This window comes from Streptomyces sp. NPDC020875 (genome assembly GCF_040641415.1).
In the GTDB taxonomy this organism is placed as follows: domain Bacteria; phylum Actinomycetota; class Actinomycetes; order Streptomycetales; family Streptomycetaceae; genus Streptomyces.
Genome location: NZ_JBFADP010000001.1, coordinates 13343 through 32669, shown reverse-complemented (window position 1 = coordinate 32669; position 19327 = coordinate 13343). Strand labels below are relative to the sequence as shown.

Sequence of the window (19327 nt, the reverse complement as noted above, 5' to 3'; positions counted from 1 at the left end):
CAGAGGAGTAACAGCTGTGAGCAGCAACAACGGTGATGTCCGGCTCTGGGGCGGCCGGTTCGCCGACGGCCCGGCCGAGGCGCTGGCCAAGCTCTCCGCCTCCGTCCACTTCGACTGGCGGCTCGCGCCCTATGACATCGCCGGATCCCGCGCCCACGCCCGAGTGCTGCACAAGGCGGGACTGCTCACCGAAGACGAGCTGACCCGGATGATCGCCGGACTCGACCAGCTCGAAGCCGATGTCGCCGACGGCAGTTTCACCGGGACCATCGCCGACGAGGACGTCCATACGGCGCTGGAGCGGGGACTGCTGGAGCGCCTCGGCCCCGACCTCGGCGGCAAGCTCCGGGCCGGCCGCTCCCGTAACGACCAGGTGGCCACCCTCTTCCGGATGTACCTCAGGGACCACGCCCGGATCATCGGCGGGCTGATCGCCGAGCTCCAGGACGCCCTGGTCGGCCTCGCCGAGGCCCACCCCGATGTCGCCATGCCGGGCCGGACCCATCTCCAGCACGCCCAGCCGGTGCTCTTCGCCCACCATGTCCTCGCCCATGTGCAGTCCCTCTCCCGGGACGCCGAGCGGTTGCGGCAGTGGGACGAGCGTACGGCGGTCTCGCCCTACGGCTCCGGTGCGCTGGCCGGCTCCTCCCTCGGGCTCGACCCCGAGGCAGTCGCCGCCGACCTCGGCTTCGAACGGGGCTCCGCCGGGAACTCCATCGACGGCACGGCGTCCCGGGACTTCGTCGCCGAATTCGCTTTCATCACGGCGATGATCGGGGTCAATCTCTCCAGGATCGCCGAAGAGATCATCATCTGGAACACCAAGGAATTCTCCTTCGTCACCCTCCATGACGCCTTCTCCACCGGCTCCTCGATCATGCCGCAGAAGAAGAACCCGGACATCGCCGAGCTGGCACGCGGCAAGTCCGGCCGCCTGATCGGCAATCTCACCGGACTGATGGCCACCCTCAAGGCACTGCCCCTCGCCTACAACCGTGATCTGCAGGAGGACAAGGAGCCCGTTTTCGACTCCTGCGACACGCTGGAGGTGCTGCTGCCGGCCTTCACCGGGATGATGGCCACCCTCACCATCCACCGGGAGCGGATGGAGGAGCTGGCGCCCGCCGGATTCTCCCTGGCCACCGATATCGCGGAGTGGTTGGTCCGGCAGGGCGTTCCGTTCCGGGTCGCCCATGAGGTGGCGGGGGAGTGCGTCAAGGAGTGCGAGTCGCTGGGAATCGAGCTGGACCAGCTCTCCGATGAACAGTTCGCCAAGATCTCCGAGCATCTGACGCCGGAAGTCCGCGATGTGCTCCAGGTCCCCGGCGCACTCGCCTCCCGTAACGGCCGGGGCGGTACCGCGCCCTCCGCCGTCGCCGTACAGCTCGCCGAGGTCAAGGCCGATCTGGCGATCCAGCACAACTGGGCCAACGCCAAGCGCGCCTAACGCCACCACCCCGGGGGCGATGGCTTGGACGTCATCGCCCTGGGGTGCGTACGGCAGCCATGCGTATCACAGGAGCCATCGGACTACAGCGCCGTCGCCCACTCCGCCAGGGCATCGAAATCAGGTCGGGTGAGCCCGATCCGATGATCGATCCGGATCAATAGGGCGGCGGCCAGATGCCGTTGGGCCACAAACTGCCGGTCCAGCTCCGTGATGTCGTCATCCACCCAGGCGAACGGTCGGCCCGCCGCGAAGTCCAGGATGTACTGGGTCTTCCAGAAGGTGCCGCGCGGCGCCGCGCCGTGCATCACCGGCCAGTCGATGAACGGCAACTCCGGCAGCCCCAGCACCGGCGATATCCATCGGTTCGCCTCCCCCTTCCAGGTCGTCGCCCAGACCAGATCGAAGACTTCCGCCAGCGCCGTCAGCTCTTCGCCGTGTCCCGGGCAGAGCCAGACCCGGAGCGGCTTTCCGCCCGACCAGCCCTCCGGCCGCATCCGATGGGTCGTATAGCCCTCCGGACGGCGCTCCGGCTTGCCGCCGTAGGGATTGAGCGGGCCATCGACATCGATCAACAACAGTGGCCTCATCGGCGCATCCTTCCAAAGAACGATCCCCTGACGTGGGGCATCGGCATATCGAATGAGACATCCCTGTCTCATCTCGGTTAGGCTTGTCTCATGACTGTCGATCGTGAACAGGTGCTGCGTGCCGCGGCCGCCCTTCTCTCCCGTAAGGGGAGCGCGACCATGGACGAGGTCGCCCGGGCCGCGGGTATCGGGCGGGCCACCCTGCACCGGCATTTCGCCGGACGGGACGCCCTGGTCCGGGCGCTGGAGGACTACGGGCTCCATGAGCTGGAGACCGCCCTCGACGCCGCCCGGCCGGACGAGGGCGGCGCGGCCGACGCGCTGCGCCGGCTGATCGACGAGTCCGAGCGGTGTGCGCCCCTGCTGGCCTTTCTGATCACCGAGAACCAGCTCTTCGAGGGCGAGGTGGTGCACGAGGGCTGGGATCGCGCGGAGCGCCGCATCCTGGCCCTGGTCCAGCGCGGCCAGGACGAGGGCGCTTTCCGGATCGATCTGACCGCGGTCTGGATCACCGAGGCCCTGTTCGGGCTGATCAGCTCGGGCGCCTGGGCCGTCCAGTCGGGGCGGATCGCCGCCAACGACTATTCATTCGTGATCGCCGAGCTGCTGCTCGGCGGTGCCATTCGACGGAGCGTGGAGAAATGACCGGTACGACTCGGCTGACGAAGACGGAGGAGGAGGCCGTACGGGCGCCGGGCCGCTGGCTCGCGCTCGCCGTACTGGTACTGGCCGTCCTGCTGGTCGCGGTCGACGCTACCGTGCTGGGGCTGGCCACACCTTATCTGAGTGAGGATCTGCGGCCTTCGGGTACCCAGCTGTTGTGGATCGGCGACGTCTACTCCTTCGTCATCGCCGGTCTGCTGATCACCATGGGCAGCCTCGGTGACCGGATCGGCCGGAAGAAGCTGCTGCTGACGGGTGCGGTGGCGTTCGGAGCGGTCTCCCTGCTCAACGCCTATGCCTCCAGCCCGGAGATGATGATCCTCGCCCGGGCCCTGCTGGGTGTCGCCGGTGCGACCCTGATGCCCTCGACCCTCGCCCTGATCCGGAATCTCTTCCACGATCCCCGGGAGCGGAGTCTCGCGGTCGGTATCTGGGGCGCCGCGGCGTCCGCGGGTGCCGCGCTCGGCCCGCTGGTCGGCGGTGTCCTGCTGGAGCACTTCTGGTGGGGTTCGGTCTTTCTGATCAATCTGCCGGTGATGGCGCTGCTGGTGGTCGTCGGTATCAAGCTGCTGCCGGAGTCCCGTAACCCGAATCCGGGCCCGTGGGACCCGATCAGTGTCGTGCTCTCCCTGGTCGGTCTGGTCGCCGTGGTCTATGCGATCAAGGAGCTGGCGGTGCACGGCTTCGCCGCGGGCGCGCTGCTCGCGGGGACCGTCGGGGCCACCGCCCTGGTGTGGTTCGTCCGCCGTCAGCTGATCCTGCCGTCGCCGCTGCTGGATGTCAGGCTCTTCCGCAACCGGGGCTTCTCCGCCGCCGTGGTGGCGGATCTGCTGACCATTCTCGGCCTCTCCGGGCTGGTCTTCTTCCTCTCGCAGTTCCTCCAGCTGGTCCAGGGCCGTTCGCCGCTGGAGGCCGGTCTGATCGAACTGCCCGCGGCCATCGGCGCGGTGGGCGCCGGTCTGCTGGCCGGGTTCGTGGCCCGGCGGTTCTCGGTCCGGGGGACCGTGGCGGGCGGACTCGCGGCGGTCGGCGCGGCCCTTGCGGGTACGACGGTACTGACCGCGGACACCGCCGCCCCGGCGATCGGCGTAGCCCTGTTCGTCGGTGGTCTCGGGGCCGGGTTCGCCTTCGCCGTGACCGCGGATCTGATTCTCTCCAGCGTGCCGAAGGAGCAGGCCGGTGCCGCGTCCGCGGTGTCGGAGACGGCGTACGAACTGGGCGCCGCGCTCGGTATCGCCGTCCTGGGGTCGATCCTGACCGGGGTGTACCGGGACTTCACCGCTCCGCAGGGGGTGCCCGCCGAAGCCGTGGAGGGGGCCAGGGAGTCCCTGGGCGGTGCGATGGAGGCGACGGCGGCGCTGCCGCAGGAGCAGGGCGCCGCGCTGCTGGAGGCCGCGCGGAGCGCCTTCACGGACGGTTTCCATCTGGCGGGCACGGTCGGTTCGGTGGTGCTCCTGACCACCGCCGTCGCGGCCTGGTTCCTGCTGCGGGGCCAGCGCCTGGAGGACGGTATCGAGCACCCGTGACGGCATGACGGCATGACGGCAACGGCGAGGGCCGGGACCCCTGGGTCCCGGCCCTCGCCGTATCTCGTAGCCCGTATCTCCGGTTCAGGCGGCCTTCTTCGCCTTCGTGGCGTAGATGTCGACGTACTCCTGGCCGGAGAGGGCCATCACCTCGGCCATCACCGAGTCGGTGACGGCCCGCAGGACATAGCGGTCCCGGTCCATGCCCTCGTAGCGGGAGAACTCCATCGCCGAGCCGAACCGGACGGTCACCCGGCCGGGCCGGGGCAGTCCGGCGCCGCCGGGCTGGAGCTTGTCGGTCCCGATGATCGCGAAGGGGACGACCGGGGCGCCGGTCATCAGGGTCAGCCGGGCGATCCCGGGCCGCCCCCGGTAGAGGCGGCCGTCGGGGGAGCGGGTGCCCTCGGGATAGATGCCGAAGATCTTGCCCTGTTCGAGGAGCCTGCGGCCGGTGTTGAGGGCGGCGACCCCGCCGTTGGCGCCGTCCCGGTCGACGGGGACCATGCCGACCCCGGTGAAGAACCACGCCATCAGCCGGCCCTTGACTCCCTTTCCGGTGACGTACTCGTCCTTGCCGATGAAGTAGACCGGCCGGGAGCAGACCAGCGGCAGCACCATCGAGTCGATGAAGGTCAGATGGTTTCCGGCCAGAATGACGGGGCCGGATCCGGGGATGTTGTCGGCGCCCTCCACACGCGGCCGGAACATCAGGCGCAGGAACGGTCCGAGGACGGCCTTGATGAGCGACAAGCGGGACAACGGGTCCTCCGGCGGTGACCTTGTTCGGTGTCGGATCTGGGGCGGTACGGGTCGGGCGGTGGTTCGGCGCGCGGCCGGAACGGGTGGTTCCGGTGCCGGGACGGTGGTTTCACCGGCCCGGTCGCGCCGCGGCGCCGGGTTCGGCGCGGTCCGCGCAGGTGAGGACGATACTCGCGGCGCGGCCCCCGCCGCACGTCGGGTTCACGGACTCGACACAGGCCGATACACCCCGTTGACAGGTGTTCGGCCGCTGTTCGCCGGGGATCCTCCGCCCGGACGGGCCAGGTCCCTAGCGTCGGGCCGCCGGAGAGAGCCGGTGAGCAGGCGGAACACCGCGGATGACAGTGGATGACAGAGGAGGACTGCCGATGACATCGAGGCCGGAGGAAGCGGACACCCGACCCGGACGGCGTACGGTCCTGGGCGCGGCGGCGATCGGCGCCGCGGCGGCCGGGGTGGGGGGTACGGCGGGCACGGCGCGGGCGGCCGGGAGCGAGGCCGCGCCGCACGGCCTCGGCGGACAGGGCCGCGGCAGCGGCGGCGGGGGCGGCTACCGGGGGCTGCCGTACCCCACGGTGATCGCCCACCGGGGCGCCAGCGGCTACCGGCCCGAGCACACGATCGGCGCCTATCAGCTCGCCCTCGACCTCGGGGCGCATGTGATCGAGCAGGATCTGGTGCCGACCCGGGACGGGCACCTCGTCTGCCGGCACGAGAACGACATCACCGGCACCACGGACGTCGCCGCCCACCCCCGGTTCGCCGGCCGCCGGACCACGAAGACCATCGACGGCACCGCCGTCACGGGCTGGTTCACCGAGGACTTCACCCTGGCGGAGCTGCGGACGCTGCGCGCCACCGAGCGGATCCCGGCCGTCCGCCCCGACAACACCCTGTACGACGGCCGCTGGCGGGTGCCCACCTTCGAAGAAGTACTCCAGTGGGCCGAGCGGGAGGGCCGCCGCCGGGGCCGCCCGGTCTGGCTGCACGCCGAGACCAAGCACCCGACGTACTTCCGGAAGCTCGGTCTCGGCCTGGAGGAGCCGCTGGCCCGGCTGCTGCGCCGGTACGGGCGGGACCGTCAGGACTCGCCGGTCTTCCTCCAGTCGTTCGAGCCGGGGAGTATCCGGCGGCTGGCCGGGCTGGTGGACGCGCCCCGGGTGGTGCTGCTCTCCGGTGCCTCGACCCGGCCGTGGGACTTCGTGGAGGCCGGTGACCCCCGGACGGTGGCCGATCTGATCACCCCGGCGGGCCTGCGCTGGATCGCCTCGTACGCCCAGGGCATCGGCCCGACGCTGGATCTGGTCATCCCGAAGGGCCCCGACGGGCGGCTCGGCACCCCGACCGGTCTGGTCCGGGACGCCCATCGGCAGGGCCTGATCCTGCACCCGTACACCCTGCGCAACGAGAACACCTTCCTCCCCGCCGACTTCCGGCGGGACCGCGACGGCGTCCCGGGGGCCGAGCCCGGCGGGTACGGGGACGTGTTCGGCGCGTACCGCGCCTACTTCGCCACCGGGATCGACGGCATCTTCACCGACCACCCGGACACGGGCCTGCTGGCCGCCGCGGACGCCCGCCGCGACTGACGAGCCGGCGGATCGACGGTCCGACGGCCGGTCGACGGTTCGGCGGGAACGGAAGGCCCCGGGCGGCGGTACGGGCCCGGGGCCGTGCTCCGTACGGGTGATGCCGCCGCCCTCCGGAAACCGGACTGGGCGGCGGCGCGTTGCGCCGGGCATGACACCGACTTCGGACGGCGTACGGCGGGCGGGGCACGATCCCGGGCGGGCGGTGGTCGGCGCGCTGGGGCCGCTGCTGGCGGCGGAGGCCGGGGCCGAGGCGCCCGGCGCGGCCGTCGAACCCGGGGATCTGGAACAGGCGGTCTGGGTGCGGCTGTTCGAGCGGCTGGCCGGTACCGGGCCGCCCGGCGACCCGGTGGGCTGGGTACGGGCCGCGGTCCGGGCCGAGGTCCGGCGGATCAGGCGGCGCGCCGTCCGGGAGGGGGCGCTCACCGCCGACCGGGCGGCCGATCCGGCGGAGGGTACGGAATCGGCGGCGCTGCGGGCCCTGACGGCCGGGGTGGTCCGGTCGGCGGTAGCCCGTACTCCGGGTGACTGTCCACGGCTGCTTTCCGCGATGTTGTCATCGCAAGACCCCACATACCGTGAAATCGCAGGAGAGTTGAATATCTCACAGGGCAGTCTAGGGCCGAAGCGTTCCCGATGCCTGGGATGTCTGCGCAGAATGCTCGCGGCGGAGGTTGCGACTCCTGAACATGGGGGAAAGGAGCGTTAGACGGCCCCGTCGGACAATCCCAGGGAACAGGTGAGCGGGAGGCATGCGCGCATGGGCATGAGCGTGACCATCTCAGCGGCGACGGCGCCGGACGCGGAGCAGATCCTCAAGCTCCAGTACCTCTGCTACCAGTCCGAGGCGGAGCTGTACGGCGACTACGCCATCGAACCGCTCACCCAGTCGCTGGACGCCCTGCGGGCCGAGATCGCCGAGGGGCACGCGCTGGTCGCCCGGCTCGGCGACGAGGTGGTGGCGTCGGTACGCGGCCGGATCGACGACGCGGGTACGGCGCTGATCGCCAAGCTGATCGTCCACCCGAGGATGCGGCGGCACGGTCTGGGCGGACGGCTGCTGGCGGCGATCGAGGCGCATTTCGCGGCGGAGCCCGCGGCGCGGAAGTACCAGCTCTTCACGGGGCACCGGAGCGAGGGCAATCTGGCGCTCTACCGCAGCCACGGCTATGTCCCGGTGGCCCGTGAGGAGATCGGCCCCCGGCTCACCCTGGTGCGGCTGGAGAAGGAGGCCGCGGCGGGGGCGTTCGTCACCAGCGCGTGACCGCCGGTCCGCGCCCGTGGGCTCCCGGCCCGGCACGTCCTGTCCGGGCACCGGAGCCCACGGGCGCGGACCGGCGGTGGTACGCGCCGCCGGACGGATCACGGCTCTCCGCCGGGCCCGCCGGTGACCGCACGCGCCGTCAGGCGGCGGTGGCCGCGGCCGGTGCGGGCGTCCGCGACCGGCGCAGCCACAGCAGTCCGGTGACCGGCAGCAGGACCGGCAGGAAGACATAGCCCCAGCCGTACCCCGACCAGACCGTGGAGTCCGGGAAGGCGGACGGGTCCACCAGCGTCCAGGTGCCGACGATCAGCACACCCGCCAGCTCGGCCGCGCAGCAGACCAGCCCCGCCTTGCGGGCGGTCTCGCCGCCCCGGACGAGGGTGTAGGTGATGAAGACGTAGACGACGGCGGCGAAGGCCGACAGGCCGTGGGCCAGCGGAGCTTCGTCGAAGTCGGTGAGGATGTGCAGTACGGAGCGGGAGACCGCGCCGACGGACATCACGCCGTAGAGCCAGACCAGCAGCAGTCCGGGGCCCCGGACGAGCCGGGTGTCGGCCGCCGCCGGGCCGGGGGCGGCGCCTCGCGTGGTGCCGGTCGCCGCGTCGGCCCGGTCCGTGGTGGGCTCGGTCATCGTCAGCCTCCCCAGATGTCGTAGAGCCGTACTTCGAGCACCGCGAGGACGACCGCTCCGGCCGATACCGTCGCCGAACCCCAGCGGGTCCGCTCGCCCAGCGACAGCACGCCCGCCGCGGGCACGGTCGCGAAGGCGCCGATCAGATAGGCGACGAAGATCGTGGTGCCCTGGCCCGCGTCGTCCCCGCCCGCCAGTCGGACGACGCCCACCACCAGCTGCGCCAGGGCCAGCAGCGTCACCACGGCCATGCCGATGAAGTGCCAGTCCTTCGTGGGCTGGTCCCGGTAGGCGGCGTAACCGCACCAGGCGGCGAGGGCGAGCGCGGTGACGGAGATCGCGACCGTGAGGGCGTCGAGCATGGCCCCGAGCGTATTACGGCGGGCGGGGCCCGCGGTGGGCGCCCCCGGGCCCGTACCGCCGGCGGGCCGGTGCGCGCCCGTGCGCGCGTGGCCCGGCCGCCGATCCCGTACCGCCGCCGCCTCCCGTCCCGTACCGCCGTGGTCCGAGCCGGGCCCGATCGTGTCCTTGACCACAGGATCCGGCCGCGAAGGCCCGTCCCGACTGGGTCCCCGATATCCGGACTCCTCGGTGTTGTCGCAGGTCAGTGCCGGATCACGGGATTCGGCCGGGAGGTGTGGGCGTCCGACGGGAAAGACCCGGGTGTCCGCTATTCGGACGGAAGGGTTGTTCGCGGAACGGTGTCTGGTTTACTTACCGCCATGACCACGACGAGCTACCGCAGCCCTGCGACCGAGGCGGACACCACGCCCGGTGCTCGTTGTCTGTGTCGAATGTGCGCCTTCTGAGGGCCCCCGACCGTACCTCGCGCCCCGAAGTGAGAGACCGCGCAGCCGACGGCGTCCGCACCAACGGACCGTGGCTGCCCCGCGCACCCCGCGACCACCACCGTGCCACCGCCGCCCCCTGCCCGGGTCACCGACCCGGGACACCGGGACGGGCCGGAGTGCGGCCGGACGCGGCGGCGCCCTGAGGAAACGGCCACCGCACCGCACCGGTTCGCGGTGGACCGACCCGGTCCGACGGATCGACGACGAAATCCCGTGCCCGGCGACGACCTTGCCGCGCACTCGACAGTGACGGACGAACCCAGTGATCACCACAACGGGCCTGACCAAGGTCTACCGCTCGCGAGGACGCGAGATCACCGCCCTGGACGGCGTCGATCTCCATGTCCGGGAGGGCGAGGTCTACGGCGTCATCGGCCAGAGCGGCGCGGGCAAGTCGTCCCTCATCCGCTGCGTCAACCTGCTGGAGCGCCCCACCTCCGGCACCGTGACCGTGGCCGGGACGGAGCTGACGGCGCTGGCCGGCCGGGGTCCCCGGGCCGGACGCGAGCTGCGCGCCGCCCGCAGCCGGATCGGCATGGTCTTCCAGCACTTCAACCTGCTCTCCTCGCGGACCGTGCGGAGCAATGTCGAACTGCCGCTGGAGATCCTCGGACTCTCCGGCCGGGAGCGCGAGCGCAAGGCGCTGGAACTCCTCGACCTGGTCGGCCTCGCCGACAAGGCCCGCTCCTACCCCGGCCAGCTCTCCGGCGGCCAGAAGCAGCGGGTCGGCATCGCCCGCGCCCTGGCCGGCGACCCCAAGGTGCTCCTCTCCGACGAGGCCACCAGCGCCCTCGACCCGGAGACCACCCGTTCGATCCTCCAGCTGCTGCGCGATCTCAACCAGCGGCTCGGACTGACGGTACTGCTGATCACCCATGAGATGGACGTGGTGAAGTCGGTCTGCGACTCGGCGGCGCTGATGGAGCGCGGCCGGATCGTCGAATCGGGCACCGTGAGCGAGCTGCTGGCCACCCCCGGCTCGCAGCTGGCGGCCGCGCTCTTCCCGGTCAGCGGCCGGGCCTCCGGCGACGACCGGACGGTCGTCGACGTCACCTTCCACAGGGACGCGGCCACCCAGCCGGTGATCTCGCAGCTCTCGCGGACGTACAACATCGACATCTCGATCCTCGGTGCCGCCATGGACACCGTGGGCGGCAAGCAGGTCGGCCGGATGCGGATCGAGCTGCCCGGCCGGTACGAGGAGAACGTGGTCCCCATCGGCTTCCTGCGCGAACAGGGCCTCCAGGTCGACGTCGCGGACGACCCCGCGCCCGCCGCCACGGCCGCCGTACCCGCGCCCGCCACCGGGCCCGGCTCCGCCTCCGCTTCGAACCTGGTGAAGGACGGTGCCCGGTGACCTGGTCCGAGATGCAGCCGCTGCTGGAGCAGGCGAGCTGGGACACGCTCTACATGGTCGGCTGGTCCGCCCTGATCGCCGTGGTCGCCGGACTGCCGCTGGGCATCCTCCTCGTCCTCACGGACAAGGGCGCCCTGCTGGCCAATACGGTGGTCAACAAGGTGGTCGGCCAGATCGTCAACGTCACCCGCTCGATGCCGTTCATCATCCTGCTGGTCGCCCTGATGCCCTTCACCCGGGCGATCACCGGCACCACCATCGGCCGTGAGGGTGCGATCGTCCCGCTGGCGATCGGTGCCATCCCGTTCTTCGCCCGGCTGGTGGAGACCTCGGTCCGCGAGGTCGACGGCGGGCTGGTGGAGGCCGTGCAGTCGATGGGCGGCGGCACCTGGACCGTGGTCCGCAAGGTCCTCGTGCCCGAGTCGCTGCCGTCCCTGATCGCCGGGGCCACCACCACGGTCGTCGCCCTGATCGGCTACTCGGCCATGGCCGGGACGGTCGGCGCGGGCGGACTCGGCGACATCGCCATCCGCTACGGCTATCAGCGCTTCGACCCGCAGATGATGTGGATCACGGTCGCCGTGCTCGCCGTCGCCATCGCCGTCCTCCAGTTCGCCGGGGACTACGCGGCCCGCAGCCTGCACCGGCGCGGGCGCGGGGGCCCCGCGCCCCGGCTGCGGCTGCTGAGGTCGGGCCGGACCGCCGACGCGCTGGCGGTCGGGAACACCACGGCCGCGCTCGACGCCACCGGTGCCGCCGCCGCGACCGCCCCCGCCCGCCCCCTGAAGGCCGACTGAGCGACCACCACCGCGAGGCCGCCGGAGGCCCGGTCGGCCTCCGGTGAACCGCCCGGCGGTGGCTCCCGGGGACCCCTTGGTCTCACAAGTCACACCAGCCACATCGGTCACATAAACCACACAAGCCATAGAGATCCATACGGCCGCTGAGGTCACACCAGCCTCATCAGCCCCAGAGCTTTCCCTCTGCGGCGCCCCGCCGGGGCGCCATCGCACCACCCATGGAGAAAGGCACTTTTCGTGCGTAACACTGCCAAGATCACGACCGCCGTCCTCGCCGTCGGAGCCCTCACCCTCGGCCTCAGCGCCTGCGGCAAGGAGGAGAACAAGACCGGCGCGGGTGCCGATCCGGCCAAGCCGCTGGTGATCGCCGCCAGCTCCGTCCCGCACGCCGAGATCCTCGGCTTCGTCAAGGACGAGCTGGCCGCCAAGGCCGACCTCAAGCTGGACATCCGCGAGTTCGCCGACTACGTCACCCCGAACACCGCCACCCAGAGCGGCGAGGTCGGCGCCAACTTCTTCCAGCACAAGCCGTACCTGGACGACTTCAACAAGAAGAACAAGACGACCATCGTGCCGGTCGCCACCGTCCACCTGGAGCCGCTGGGCCTGTACTCGAAGAAGGCCGACAAGCTCGCCGACCTCAAGGACGGCGCCACGATCGCCCTGCCCAACGACACCACCAACGAGGCCCGCGCCCTCAAGCTGCTGGAGCAGAACGGCCTGATCAAGCTGAAGCCGGGCACCGGCAGCGAGGCCACGCCCAAGGACATCGCCGAGAACCCGAAGAAGATCAAGTTCAAGGAGCTGGAGGCCGCGGCCGTCCCCCGCGCCCTCGGCGACGTCGACGCGGCCGTCATCAACGGCAACTACGCGGTGCAGTCCAAGCTCAGCCCCAAGAACGACTCCCTGGTGCTGGAGTCCGCCGAGAACAACCCCTACGGCAACTTCCTCGCCGTGAAGGAGGGCAGCGAGAAGGACCCGCGGGTCGTGAAGCTCGCCGAGCTGCTCACCTCGCCCGAGGTGAAGAAGTTCATCGAGGACAAGTACGACGGCTCGGTCATCCCCGCCTTCTGATCCGGCCCGCGACCGTCGCGGTCCGCCGCCCGGCGGCCGGACCGGGGCCGCAAGGCCCGTACGGCACCGGCGCGGCCCCGCACCCCCACGGGTGCGGGGCCGCCGCCGTCCGCCCCGCCCCCCGTGGTGCCACCCGGACGGCCCATGCTGCATGCTGGGCCTTTCGGCAGGCCACTGGTCGCCTGTTCCCCACAGGCCATGGTTACGGAGCGGCGCATGACTACCACCTTTCCGGACGTGTCCATCAGTACGGAGCGACTGGTGCTGCGGCCCTTCGAGGAGGCCGACATCCCGGCGTACACCGAGATGATGAACGACGAGACGGTCACCGCCTGGACCCCCGTACCCCACCCCTTCACCCGCGCCGACGCCGAGAAGTGGATCCGGGAGATAGCGCCCGCGCAGCGCGCCGAGGGCCGGGGCATCGTCTTCGCCGTCACCGAGTTCCTGACCCAGCGGCTGGTCGGCACCGTACGGCTGAAGAACACCGACTGGCGGGTCCGCGCCACCGAGGCCGCGTACGCCGTCGCCCCCTGGGCCCGCGGCGAGGGATACGCCACCGAATCCGTACTCGCCGTCGCCAAGTGGCTCTTCCGCGACCGTGACTTCGAACGTCTCGAACTGCGCACCGCCGCCGACAACACCGCCTCCCAGCAGGTGGCCCAGAAGATCGGCGGCATCAGCGAAGGCGTGCTCCGCAACGCCTGGATCGTCCGGGCCCGGACGGAGGACGGCGGCTGGGCCGACCAGCGGACCGATCTGATCGTCTGGAGCCTGCTCCCCGAGGACCTGGACGGCGTGACCGACGGATCCGCCGAGTCCGGCTACGCCGACTGGAGCTGACCCGGCCCCGGACGAACCCGACTCCCGCCGAGCCCGGCCCCGGACGACGGCCCCGTCCCGGGGAGCCGTGCCGGAACGCGATCGTCCGGTGGACGGCCGCACCCCCGGCTGATTCAGTGTCCCCACTGGTTCAATAGGTGCCCCGCCCCGAGCCGCCGCCCTCGCCCCGCCCGCCGGTGGCCCCGGCCCGGAGCACCCCCTCCCGCCTGCGACGAACCCCAGGAGACTGACGACCATGGCCGACCGCGTCACGGTGATCGGCTGGGACGGCTCACCCCTCACCGCCGCGGCCCGCTCCGCCCTCTCCGCCGCCACCCTGGTGGCCGGGGCCGCCCACCATCTGGCCCTCCCCGAAGTCCCCGGCACCGCCGAACGGATCCGGCTCGGCAGCGTCTCGCTCGCCGCCCGCCGGATCGCCGGGCACCGGGGCAGCGCCGTGGTCCTCGCCGACGGCGACCCCGGCTTCTTCGGTGTCGTCCGCACCCTGCGCGCCCCCGAACACGGCCTGGAAGTCGAGGTGGTCCCCGCCGTCTCCGCCGTCGCCGCCGCCTTCGCCCGGGCGGGCATGCCCTGGGACGACGCCCGGATCGTGGTCGCCCACCCCCGCGATCTGCGCCGCGCGGTGAACATCTGCCGGGCCCACCCCAAGGTCGCCGTCCTCACCTCGCCCGGCGCGGGTCCGGCGGAACTCGCCCTGCTCCTCGAAGGCGTCCACCGCACCTTCGTGATCTGCGAGGAGCTGGGCACCGAACGGGAACGGGTCACCGTCGTCACCTCCGACAAGGCCGCCGACCACGTCTGGCGCGACCCCAATGTGGTCGTCGTGGTCGGCGGCTCGGGCACCTCCCCGGCCCCCGGCGGCGGCTGGCTCGCGGGCCGCGACCCCGGCTACCCGCCCGCCGCCCGGGGCTGGGCCCTGCCGCCCGAGGCGTACGACGCCGGACCCGGCCCCGCCGCCGGTACGGAACCGGGCCCCGGCCGCCCGGCGAACGACACGGCGCGCGAGGGCGAGGGCGCGGCCCTGCGCGCCCTCCAACTGGCCCGGCTCGGACCGCGCGAAGGCGATCTCGTCTGGGACGTCGGCTGCGGCGCCGGACTGCTCGCCGTCGACGCCGCCCGCTTCGGCGCGGCCGTGATCGCGGTCGACGCCGACCCCGGCGCCTGCGCCCGTACCGACGCGGCCGCCCGGCGGGCCGGGGCCCGGATCCAGATCGTGAACGGACGCGCCCCGCAAGTACTGGAGCGGCTGCCCGAACCCGATGTCGTACGGATCGGCGGCGGCGGCGCCAGGACCGTCGAGGCATGTGCCGACCGGCGGCCCGAGCGGATCGTCACCCATGCCGTCACCCGGGACGGCGCCGAGGCCGTCGCGGCGGCCCTCGCGGCCGGTGGCTACGAGGTGGAGTGCGTCTTCGCGCAGTCCGTCGCGTTCGACCCGCGGGGCTGGTCGGAACGGGAACGGGCGGTCGTCTTCCTGGTGTCGGGACGGTTGCCGGAGCGTGCCCCGCGACCATGATTGTCAGTCGCGCGAGGTAGGCTGACCGACCGTCGTACCGCACCGGGACGAGCCGACAATCCGATCGGCACCGCCCCGGATCACCGGAAATCGAGTGTCGTATTGGCTCCGGTTTGTGGTACGCCGTAACCGGGGGACGCGCAACGTGGCGCAGCCCACAGCAGTCCGTGCCGGAACCGACCGGTAGGGCCGCGAACGGCCGCGAGAATGCTGGAAGTCCGTGGGCCGTCGTGCCGCGCGGCGCGCGCGCTCGTTCTCGTTGACGGGCGGTCGCGCGGCGCACCGGCGAACAGGTGTCCGGGCGGATGGGCGAAGGATCACAAGCGATGGGGCGAGGGGTACGCATGACCGACACCGGCCAGATCCCGGTCGAGGGGCTGCCGGAGAACGCAGGCGTGGTGGACCGGCCGGGCGTGCCCGGCCCCGACGCGTACACCGCCCTCGACCCCTCCGGTCCGCGTCCGGCCGAGCCCGCCATGGCGGTCCGGTCCGCGCGCGCGGCGCACACCGACGACGATCTGCTGCTGATGCCGGGCGCGCAGGGCGCATGGGTCGACCCGCAGTCCGCGCCGGGCGGCCAGCAGCCGTCCCCGGCCCAGCCGCCGACGGCCGTACAGGTCGCCCAGCCCGGCCCCGGACCCGCCGCCGGACCCGCCGGTCCGCCGGGACAGGTCCCGGTGGCCGGGGTTCCGCAGCCCGGACCGTACGGAGCCGAGGGCGCCGAAGCCGTGCCGGCCGCCGTGCCCGCGCCCCGTTCGGCCGCCGACGGTACGGCTCCGGACGCCGGGCCGCTCCAGGCACCCGTCCCCGGCGACCTGCCGCAGGTGGGTGTGGTGACCGCGCCCGGGCTGGTGGCCCCGACCGATCTGGGGAGCCCCGAGTCCGCCGTACCGGCGGGCCCCGGCGCGCCTTCCATACAGGTGGTGGCCGAGGCCCCCGCCGCCGTCGATCCGTCCGCCGCCGGAGCGCCCGTGGCCGCGCCCGCGCCGGAGCAGCAGGGGCAGGAGCAGATGCCGCAGCAGAACCAGGGCGCCGCGCCCGAGCAGCCGGGGATCCCCGCTGAGGCGGCGGAGGCCGCGGCCGGTGCGGAGACCGGGGTACCGGCGGCGGCCGACGCCGTCCCCGCCGAAGCGTTCGTACCGGGCCCGCAGGGCGAGCAGTCCGCGCCCGGCTTCCCGCCGGGGTCCGCGACCCCGACCCCGCCGCCCGGACGGCGCCCCCTGCACATGGGCCCGCCGGTGCCGGACCACTCCACCGGTGTGGTGCGGTCCCTGGCCGACCGGGGCCCGGCCGGAGTCGCCCCGCATCCGCTGACCGCGCAGCCCAACTCCGGCCCGCCGACGCTGGGCCCCGAGTATCTGGACGTACCGCGCGACGAGGCGCCCCTGCCCGGGCCCCAGCTCGCCGAGATCCCGCCGCAGGCCGGTGTGCCCTGGGACGCAGTACCGCCGCAGTCCGTGGCGCCGGACCAGCCGGGGCCGGAGCCGGTGGCGGCTGGGGTCGTGGCGCCGGACGCAGCGGCCGAGGCGCCCGCGATGCCCGCCGAGGCCATAGCACCCGCCGAGGCGGCCGGGTCGGCGCCGGTCGCCGAACCTGTCGCTCCGGTGGCCGCCCCCGAGGTGGCCGAGGCCGCCGAGCCGGTGCCGCCTGTCGAGGACGCGCCCGAGCAGCAGGCCGGGGCTCCGGTGGCCGCCGACGGGGCCGCCGAAGCCGTCGAAGCACCCTCTGCCGGTACGGCCGACGGGGCCGACGCGACCGGTGAGACCGCCGAGTCCGCCGAGTCCGCCGAGATTATTGAGACCCCCGCCGAGGTGCCCGAGACCGTCTCGGTCGAGTCCGCCGCGCCCATGGCGACGGCCGCCCCCGATGCGCCCGTCGCCCCGCAGGCCGAGGCGCCTGCCGAGGCGGCCGAGCCCGGGGCTCCCGTAGCCGCCGAAGAGGTCGCCGCCGAGGCCGCCGCAGAGCAGCCGGTCCAGGAGGCCGAGGCGGCCGTACCGCAGTCGCCGCAGCCCGCCGCCGAACCCGCGACGGACCTCGAAGCGGTGGCCCCCGACGGTCCGGAGTCCGCGCCCGTCGCGGCCGGGACACCGGCCGAAGCCCCTGCTCCGGAGAGCCCGGAGGCCACGGAGGCTCCGGCGTCCGCGGAGGTCGCGGAGCCCGCCGCGGAAGCACCGGCCGAGGCTGTCCCGACCGATGCCGATGCCGACGCCGCACCCGTGACCGTCACCGCCGTTGCCGCCGGGCCGCCCGCCGAGACCGTCGCGGCGGTCGGCGCGACCGCGCCGGAGCCGCTCCCGGCCGAAGCCGGTCCCGAGGCACCGGCCGCCGATGCCGCCACCGCCACCGAGGCCGTGCCCGAGACGATCGAAGCCGAGCCCGCCACCGCCGACGCCCCGGCTGAGGCGGCGCCCGAAGCCGAGACACCCGCCGAGCCCGCCGAAGCGGTAGCGCCCGCCGGGCCCGAGGCCGTGGCGGAGACCGGGGCCGCCCCCGCGCCCCGGGCCGTTGCCGAGCCCGCCGCCGAAGAGGCCACGGCCGGGCAAGACACGGCCGAGGAGGCCACGGCCGGGGAGCCCGTGGTCCCCGCCGTCCGGCAGACGCCGCCCGCCCCCGGTTACGACGACGCCGAGCGCGAAGCCGTGCTGAAGGTGATGCGTGAGCGCCGCGACATCCGCAACGGCTTCCGCGACGACCCCATCCCGCACGATGTGCTGCTGCGCGTCCTGGAGGCGGCCCACACCGCGCCCAGCGTCGGCCACTCCCAGCCCTGGGACTTCGTCGTCATCCGCTCCGCCGAGACCCGTGCCACCATGCACGAACTGGCCGAGCGGCAGCGCGACGCCTACGCCAAGTCCCTCCCCAAGGCGCGGGCCAAGCAGTTCAAGGAACTGAAGATCGAGGCCATCCTCGACACCCCGGTCAATATCGTGGTCACCGCCGACCCGACGCGAGGCGGACGCCACACCCTGGGCCGGCACACTCAGCCGCAGATGGCCCCCTACTCCTCCGCCCTCGCCGTCGAGAACCTGTGGCTCGCCGCCCGGGCCGAGGGGCTCGGCGTCGGCTGGGTCAGCTTCTTCGACGAGCGCGAGATGGTCCGCGCCCTCGGACTGCCGGAGCATCTGGAGGTCGTCGCCTACCTCTGCGTCGGCTATGTCGACGAGTTCCCCGAGGAGCCCGAGCTGGTCCAGGCGGGCTGGTCGAAGCGCCGCCCCCTCTCCTGGGTGGTCCACGAGGAGACGTACGGCCGCCGGGTCCTGCCCGGCGCCGAACCGCACGACCTCCTCCAGGAGACCGTCGCCGCGATCCGCCCGCTCGACGCCAAGGCGCTCGGCGAGGCGTGGGAGCGGCAGAAGCGGATGACCAAGCCCGCGGGCGCCCTCGGCATGCTGGAGATCATCTCCGCCCAGCTCAGCGGCTTGTCCCGGATGTGCCCGCCGCCGATCCCGGAGCCCGCCGCCGTCGCGGTCTTCGCGGGCGACCACGGCGTCCACGCCCAGGGCGTGACCGCCTGGCCGCAGGAGGTCACCGCCCAGATGGTGACCAACTTCCTGGCCGGGGGAGCGGTGGTCAACGCCTTCGCCACCCAGGTCGGCGCCGAGGTCTGTGTGGTCGACGTCGGCGTGGCGTCCGAACTGCCCGCCCGGTCGGGGCTGCTGCCCCGCAAGGTCCGTGCCGGTACCGCCGACTTCACCGCCGGGCCCGCCCTCACCCGTGAGGAGGTCGTGGCGGCGATCGAGGTCGGCGTCGAGACCGCCCGCGACCTGGTCGCCGCGGGTAACAAGGCCCTGCTCACCGGAGAGATGGGCATCGCCAACACCACCGTGTCGGCCGCCCTGATCTGCGTCTACACCGGTGGCGACCCGGCCGAGATCACCGGCCGCGGTACCGGGATCAACGACGAGACGCACGCCCGCAAGATCGATGTCGTCCGTCGCGGTCTCGAACTGCACGCCCCCGACCCGGCCGACCCGATCGGCGTCCTCGCCGCCTTCGGCGGTCTGGAGCACGCGGCGACCGTGGGCCTGATCCTCGGCGGCGCGTCCCTGCGGACCCCCGTCGTCCTCGACGGGGTCTCCGCCGGAGCCGCCGCCCTGGTCGCCCGGGCCATCGCGCCCGAGGCGCTGTCGGCGTGCATCGCCGGACACCGCAGCGCCGAGCCCGGCCATGTCGCGGCGCTCACCAAGCTCGGCCTCCGCCCCCTGGTCGACCTCGACCTCCGGCTCGGCGAGGGCACCGGCGCGCTGCTGGCGCTCCCGGTCGTCCAGAGCGCGGCCCGCGCCATGCACGAGGTGGCGACCTTCGACTCCGCCGGGGTCACCGAGAAGTAGCGGCCCGGGGCGGTCGCCCGTACCACCGGTACCGGCGCCCGCCCCGCGCCCGCCGCCCGTCACGGCCGTCCGCCCGCCCGTCCGCC

At 73.0% G+C, this 19327-nt stretch carries 16 protein-coding genes; 12 read left to right on the top strand and 4 right to left on the bottom strand.

What is annotated here, in order from left to right; translation table 11 throughout:
- Window positions 1-16 precede the first annotated feature (16 nt).
- Complete coding sequence (gene argH, locus AB0G74_RS00190) at window positions 17-1447, top strand: argininosuccinate lyase (RefSeq protein ID WP_361138447.1); 1431 nt, start codon at window positions 17-19, stop codon at window positions 1445-1447.
- Window positions 1448-1530: 83 nt separating this feature from the next.
- On the opposite strand, the gene AB0G74_RS00185 is transcribed toward argH, so the two are convergent.
- Window positions 1531-2037, bottom strand: coding sequence for an HAD domain-containing protein (locus tag AB0G74_RS00185; RefSeq protein WP_361138445.1), 507 nt, complete (start codon window positions 2035-2037; stop codon window positions 1531-1533).
- A 90-nt stretch (window positions 2038-2127) separates the two neighbouring features.
- On the opposite strand from AB0G74_RS00185, the gene AB0G74_RS00180 reads away from it, so the two are divergent.
- Window positions 2128-2682, top strand: coding sequence for a helix-turn-helix domain-containing protein (locus AB0G74_RS00180; protein WP_361138442.1), 555 nt, complete (start codon window positions 2128-2130; stop codon window positions 2680-2682).
- A complete protein-coding gene (locus tag AB0G74_RS00175; protein WP_361138439.1) occupies window positions 2679-4226 on the top strand; it encodes an MFS transporter in 1548 nt (515 codons plus the stop codon). Before AB0G74_RS00180 ends, AB0G74_RS00175 begins: the two co-directional genes overlap by 4 nt.
- A gap of 84 nt (window positions 4227-4310) precedes the next feature.
- Here AB0G74_RS00175 and AB0G74_RS00170 read toward each other — a convergent pair whose 3' ends face one another.
- Complete coding sequence (locus tag AB0G74_RS00170; protein ID WP_361138928.1) at window positions 4311-5021, bottom strand: lysophospholipid acyltransferase family protein; 711 nt, start codon at window positions 5019-5021, stop codon at window positions 4311-4313.
- A gap of 332 nt (window positions 5022-5353) precedes the next feature.
- On the opposite strand from AB0G74_RS00170, the gene AB0G74_RS00165 reads away from it, so the two are divergent.
- The 3 genes from AB0G74_RS00165 (at window position 5354) to AB0G74_RS00155 (ending at window position 7838) form a co-directional block, all read left to right on the top strand.
- The gene (locus tag AB0G74_RS00165) at window positions 5354-6574 is read left to right on the top strand and encodes a glycerophosphodiester phosphodiesterase (RefSeq protein ID WP_361138435.1); all 1221 of its coding nucleotides are present in this window, start codon (window positions 5354-5356) and stop codon (window positions 6572-6574) included.
- A gap of 151 nt (window positions 6575-6725) precedes the next feature.
- Window positions 6726-7283: a sigma-70 family RNA polymerase sigma factor gene (locus AB0G74_RS00160; protein ID WP_361138432.1), complete on the top strand. Its 558-nt coding sequence runs from the start codon at window positions 6726-6728 to the stop codon at window positions 7281-7283.
- A gap of 51 nt (window positions 7284-7334) precedes the next feature.
- Window positions 7335-7838: a GNAT family N-acetyltransferase gene (locus AB0G74_RS00155; protein ID WP_361138429.1), complete on the top strand. Its 504-nt coding sequence runs from the start codon at window positions 7335-7337 to the stop codon at window positions 7836-7838.
- A 139-nt stretch (window positions 7839-7977) separates the two neighbouring features.
- On the opposite strand, the gene AB0G74_RS00150 is transcribed toward AB0G74_RS00155, so the two are convergent.
- Both AB0G74_RS00150 and AB0G74_RS00145 read right to left on the bottom strand, forming a co-directional pair.
- Complete coding sequence (locus AB0G74_RS00150; RefSeq protein WP_361138426.1) at window positions 7978-8469, bottom strand: hypothetical protein; 492 nt, start codon at window positions 8467-8469, stop codon at window positions 7978-7980.
- Window positions 8470-8471: 2 nt separating this feature from the next.
- Window positions 8472-8831: a hypothetical protein gene (locus tag AB0G74_RS00145; RefSeq protein WP_361138424.1), complete on the bottom strand. Its 360-nt coding sequence runs from the start codon at window positions 8829-8831 to the stop codon at window positions 8472-8474.
- A 751-nt stretch (window positions 8832-9582) separates the two neighbouring features.
- Between AB0G74_RS00145 and AB0G74_RS00140 the strand changes: the two genes are divergently transcribed.
- From AB0G74_RS00140 to cobT, 6 genes are all read left to right on the top strand, one after another.
- Window positions 9583-10677 (top strand): ATP-binding cassette domain-containing protein, encoded by a 1095-nt coding sequence (locus AB0G74_RS00140; protein ID WP_361138421.1) that lies wholly within the window; start codon window positions 9583-9585, stop codon window positions 10675-10677.
- On the top strand, window positions 10674-11474 hold the full coding sequence (locus AB0G74_RS00135) for a methionine ABC transporter permease (RefSeq protein ID WP_361138418.1): 801 nt from the start codon (window positions 10674-10676) through the stop codon (window positions 11472-11474). Before AB0G74_RS00140 ends, AB0G74_RS00135 begins: the two co-directional genes overlap by 4 nt.
- Window positions 11475-11714: 240 nt before the next feature.
- Complete coding sequence (locus tag AB0G74_RS00130; RefSeq protein WP_361138416.1) at window positions 11715-12551, top strand: MetQ/NlpA family ABC transporter substrate-binding protein; 837 nt, start codon at window positions 11715-11717, stop codon at window positions 12549-12551.
- Window positions 12552-12767: 216 nt separating this feature from the next.
- Window positions 12768-13394, top strand: coding sequence for a GNAT family N-acetyltransferase (locus tag AB0G74_RS00125; protein ID WP_361138414.1), 627 nt, complete (start codon window positions 12768-12770; stop codon window positions 13392-13394).
- A 235-nt stretch (window positions 13395-13629) separates the two neighbouring features.
- Complete coding sequence (cbiE, locus tag AB0G74_RS00120) at window positions 13630-14910, top strand: precorrin-6y C5,15-methyltransferase (decarboxylating) subunit CbiE (protein WP_361138411.1); 1281 nt, start codon at window positions 13630-13632, stop codon at window positions 14908-14910.
- Between the two features lie 344 nt (window positions 14911-15254).
- The gene (cobT, locus tag AB0G74_RS00115) at window positions 15255-19241 is read left to right on the top strand and encodes a nicotinate-nucleotide--dimethylbenzimidazole phosphoribosyltransferase (RefSeq protein WP_361138408.1); all 3987 of its coding nucleotides are present in this window, start codon (window positions 15255-15257) and stop codon (window positions 19239-19241) included.
- The last annotated feature ends 86 nt before the right edge of the window (window positions 19242-19327 follow it).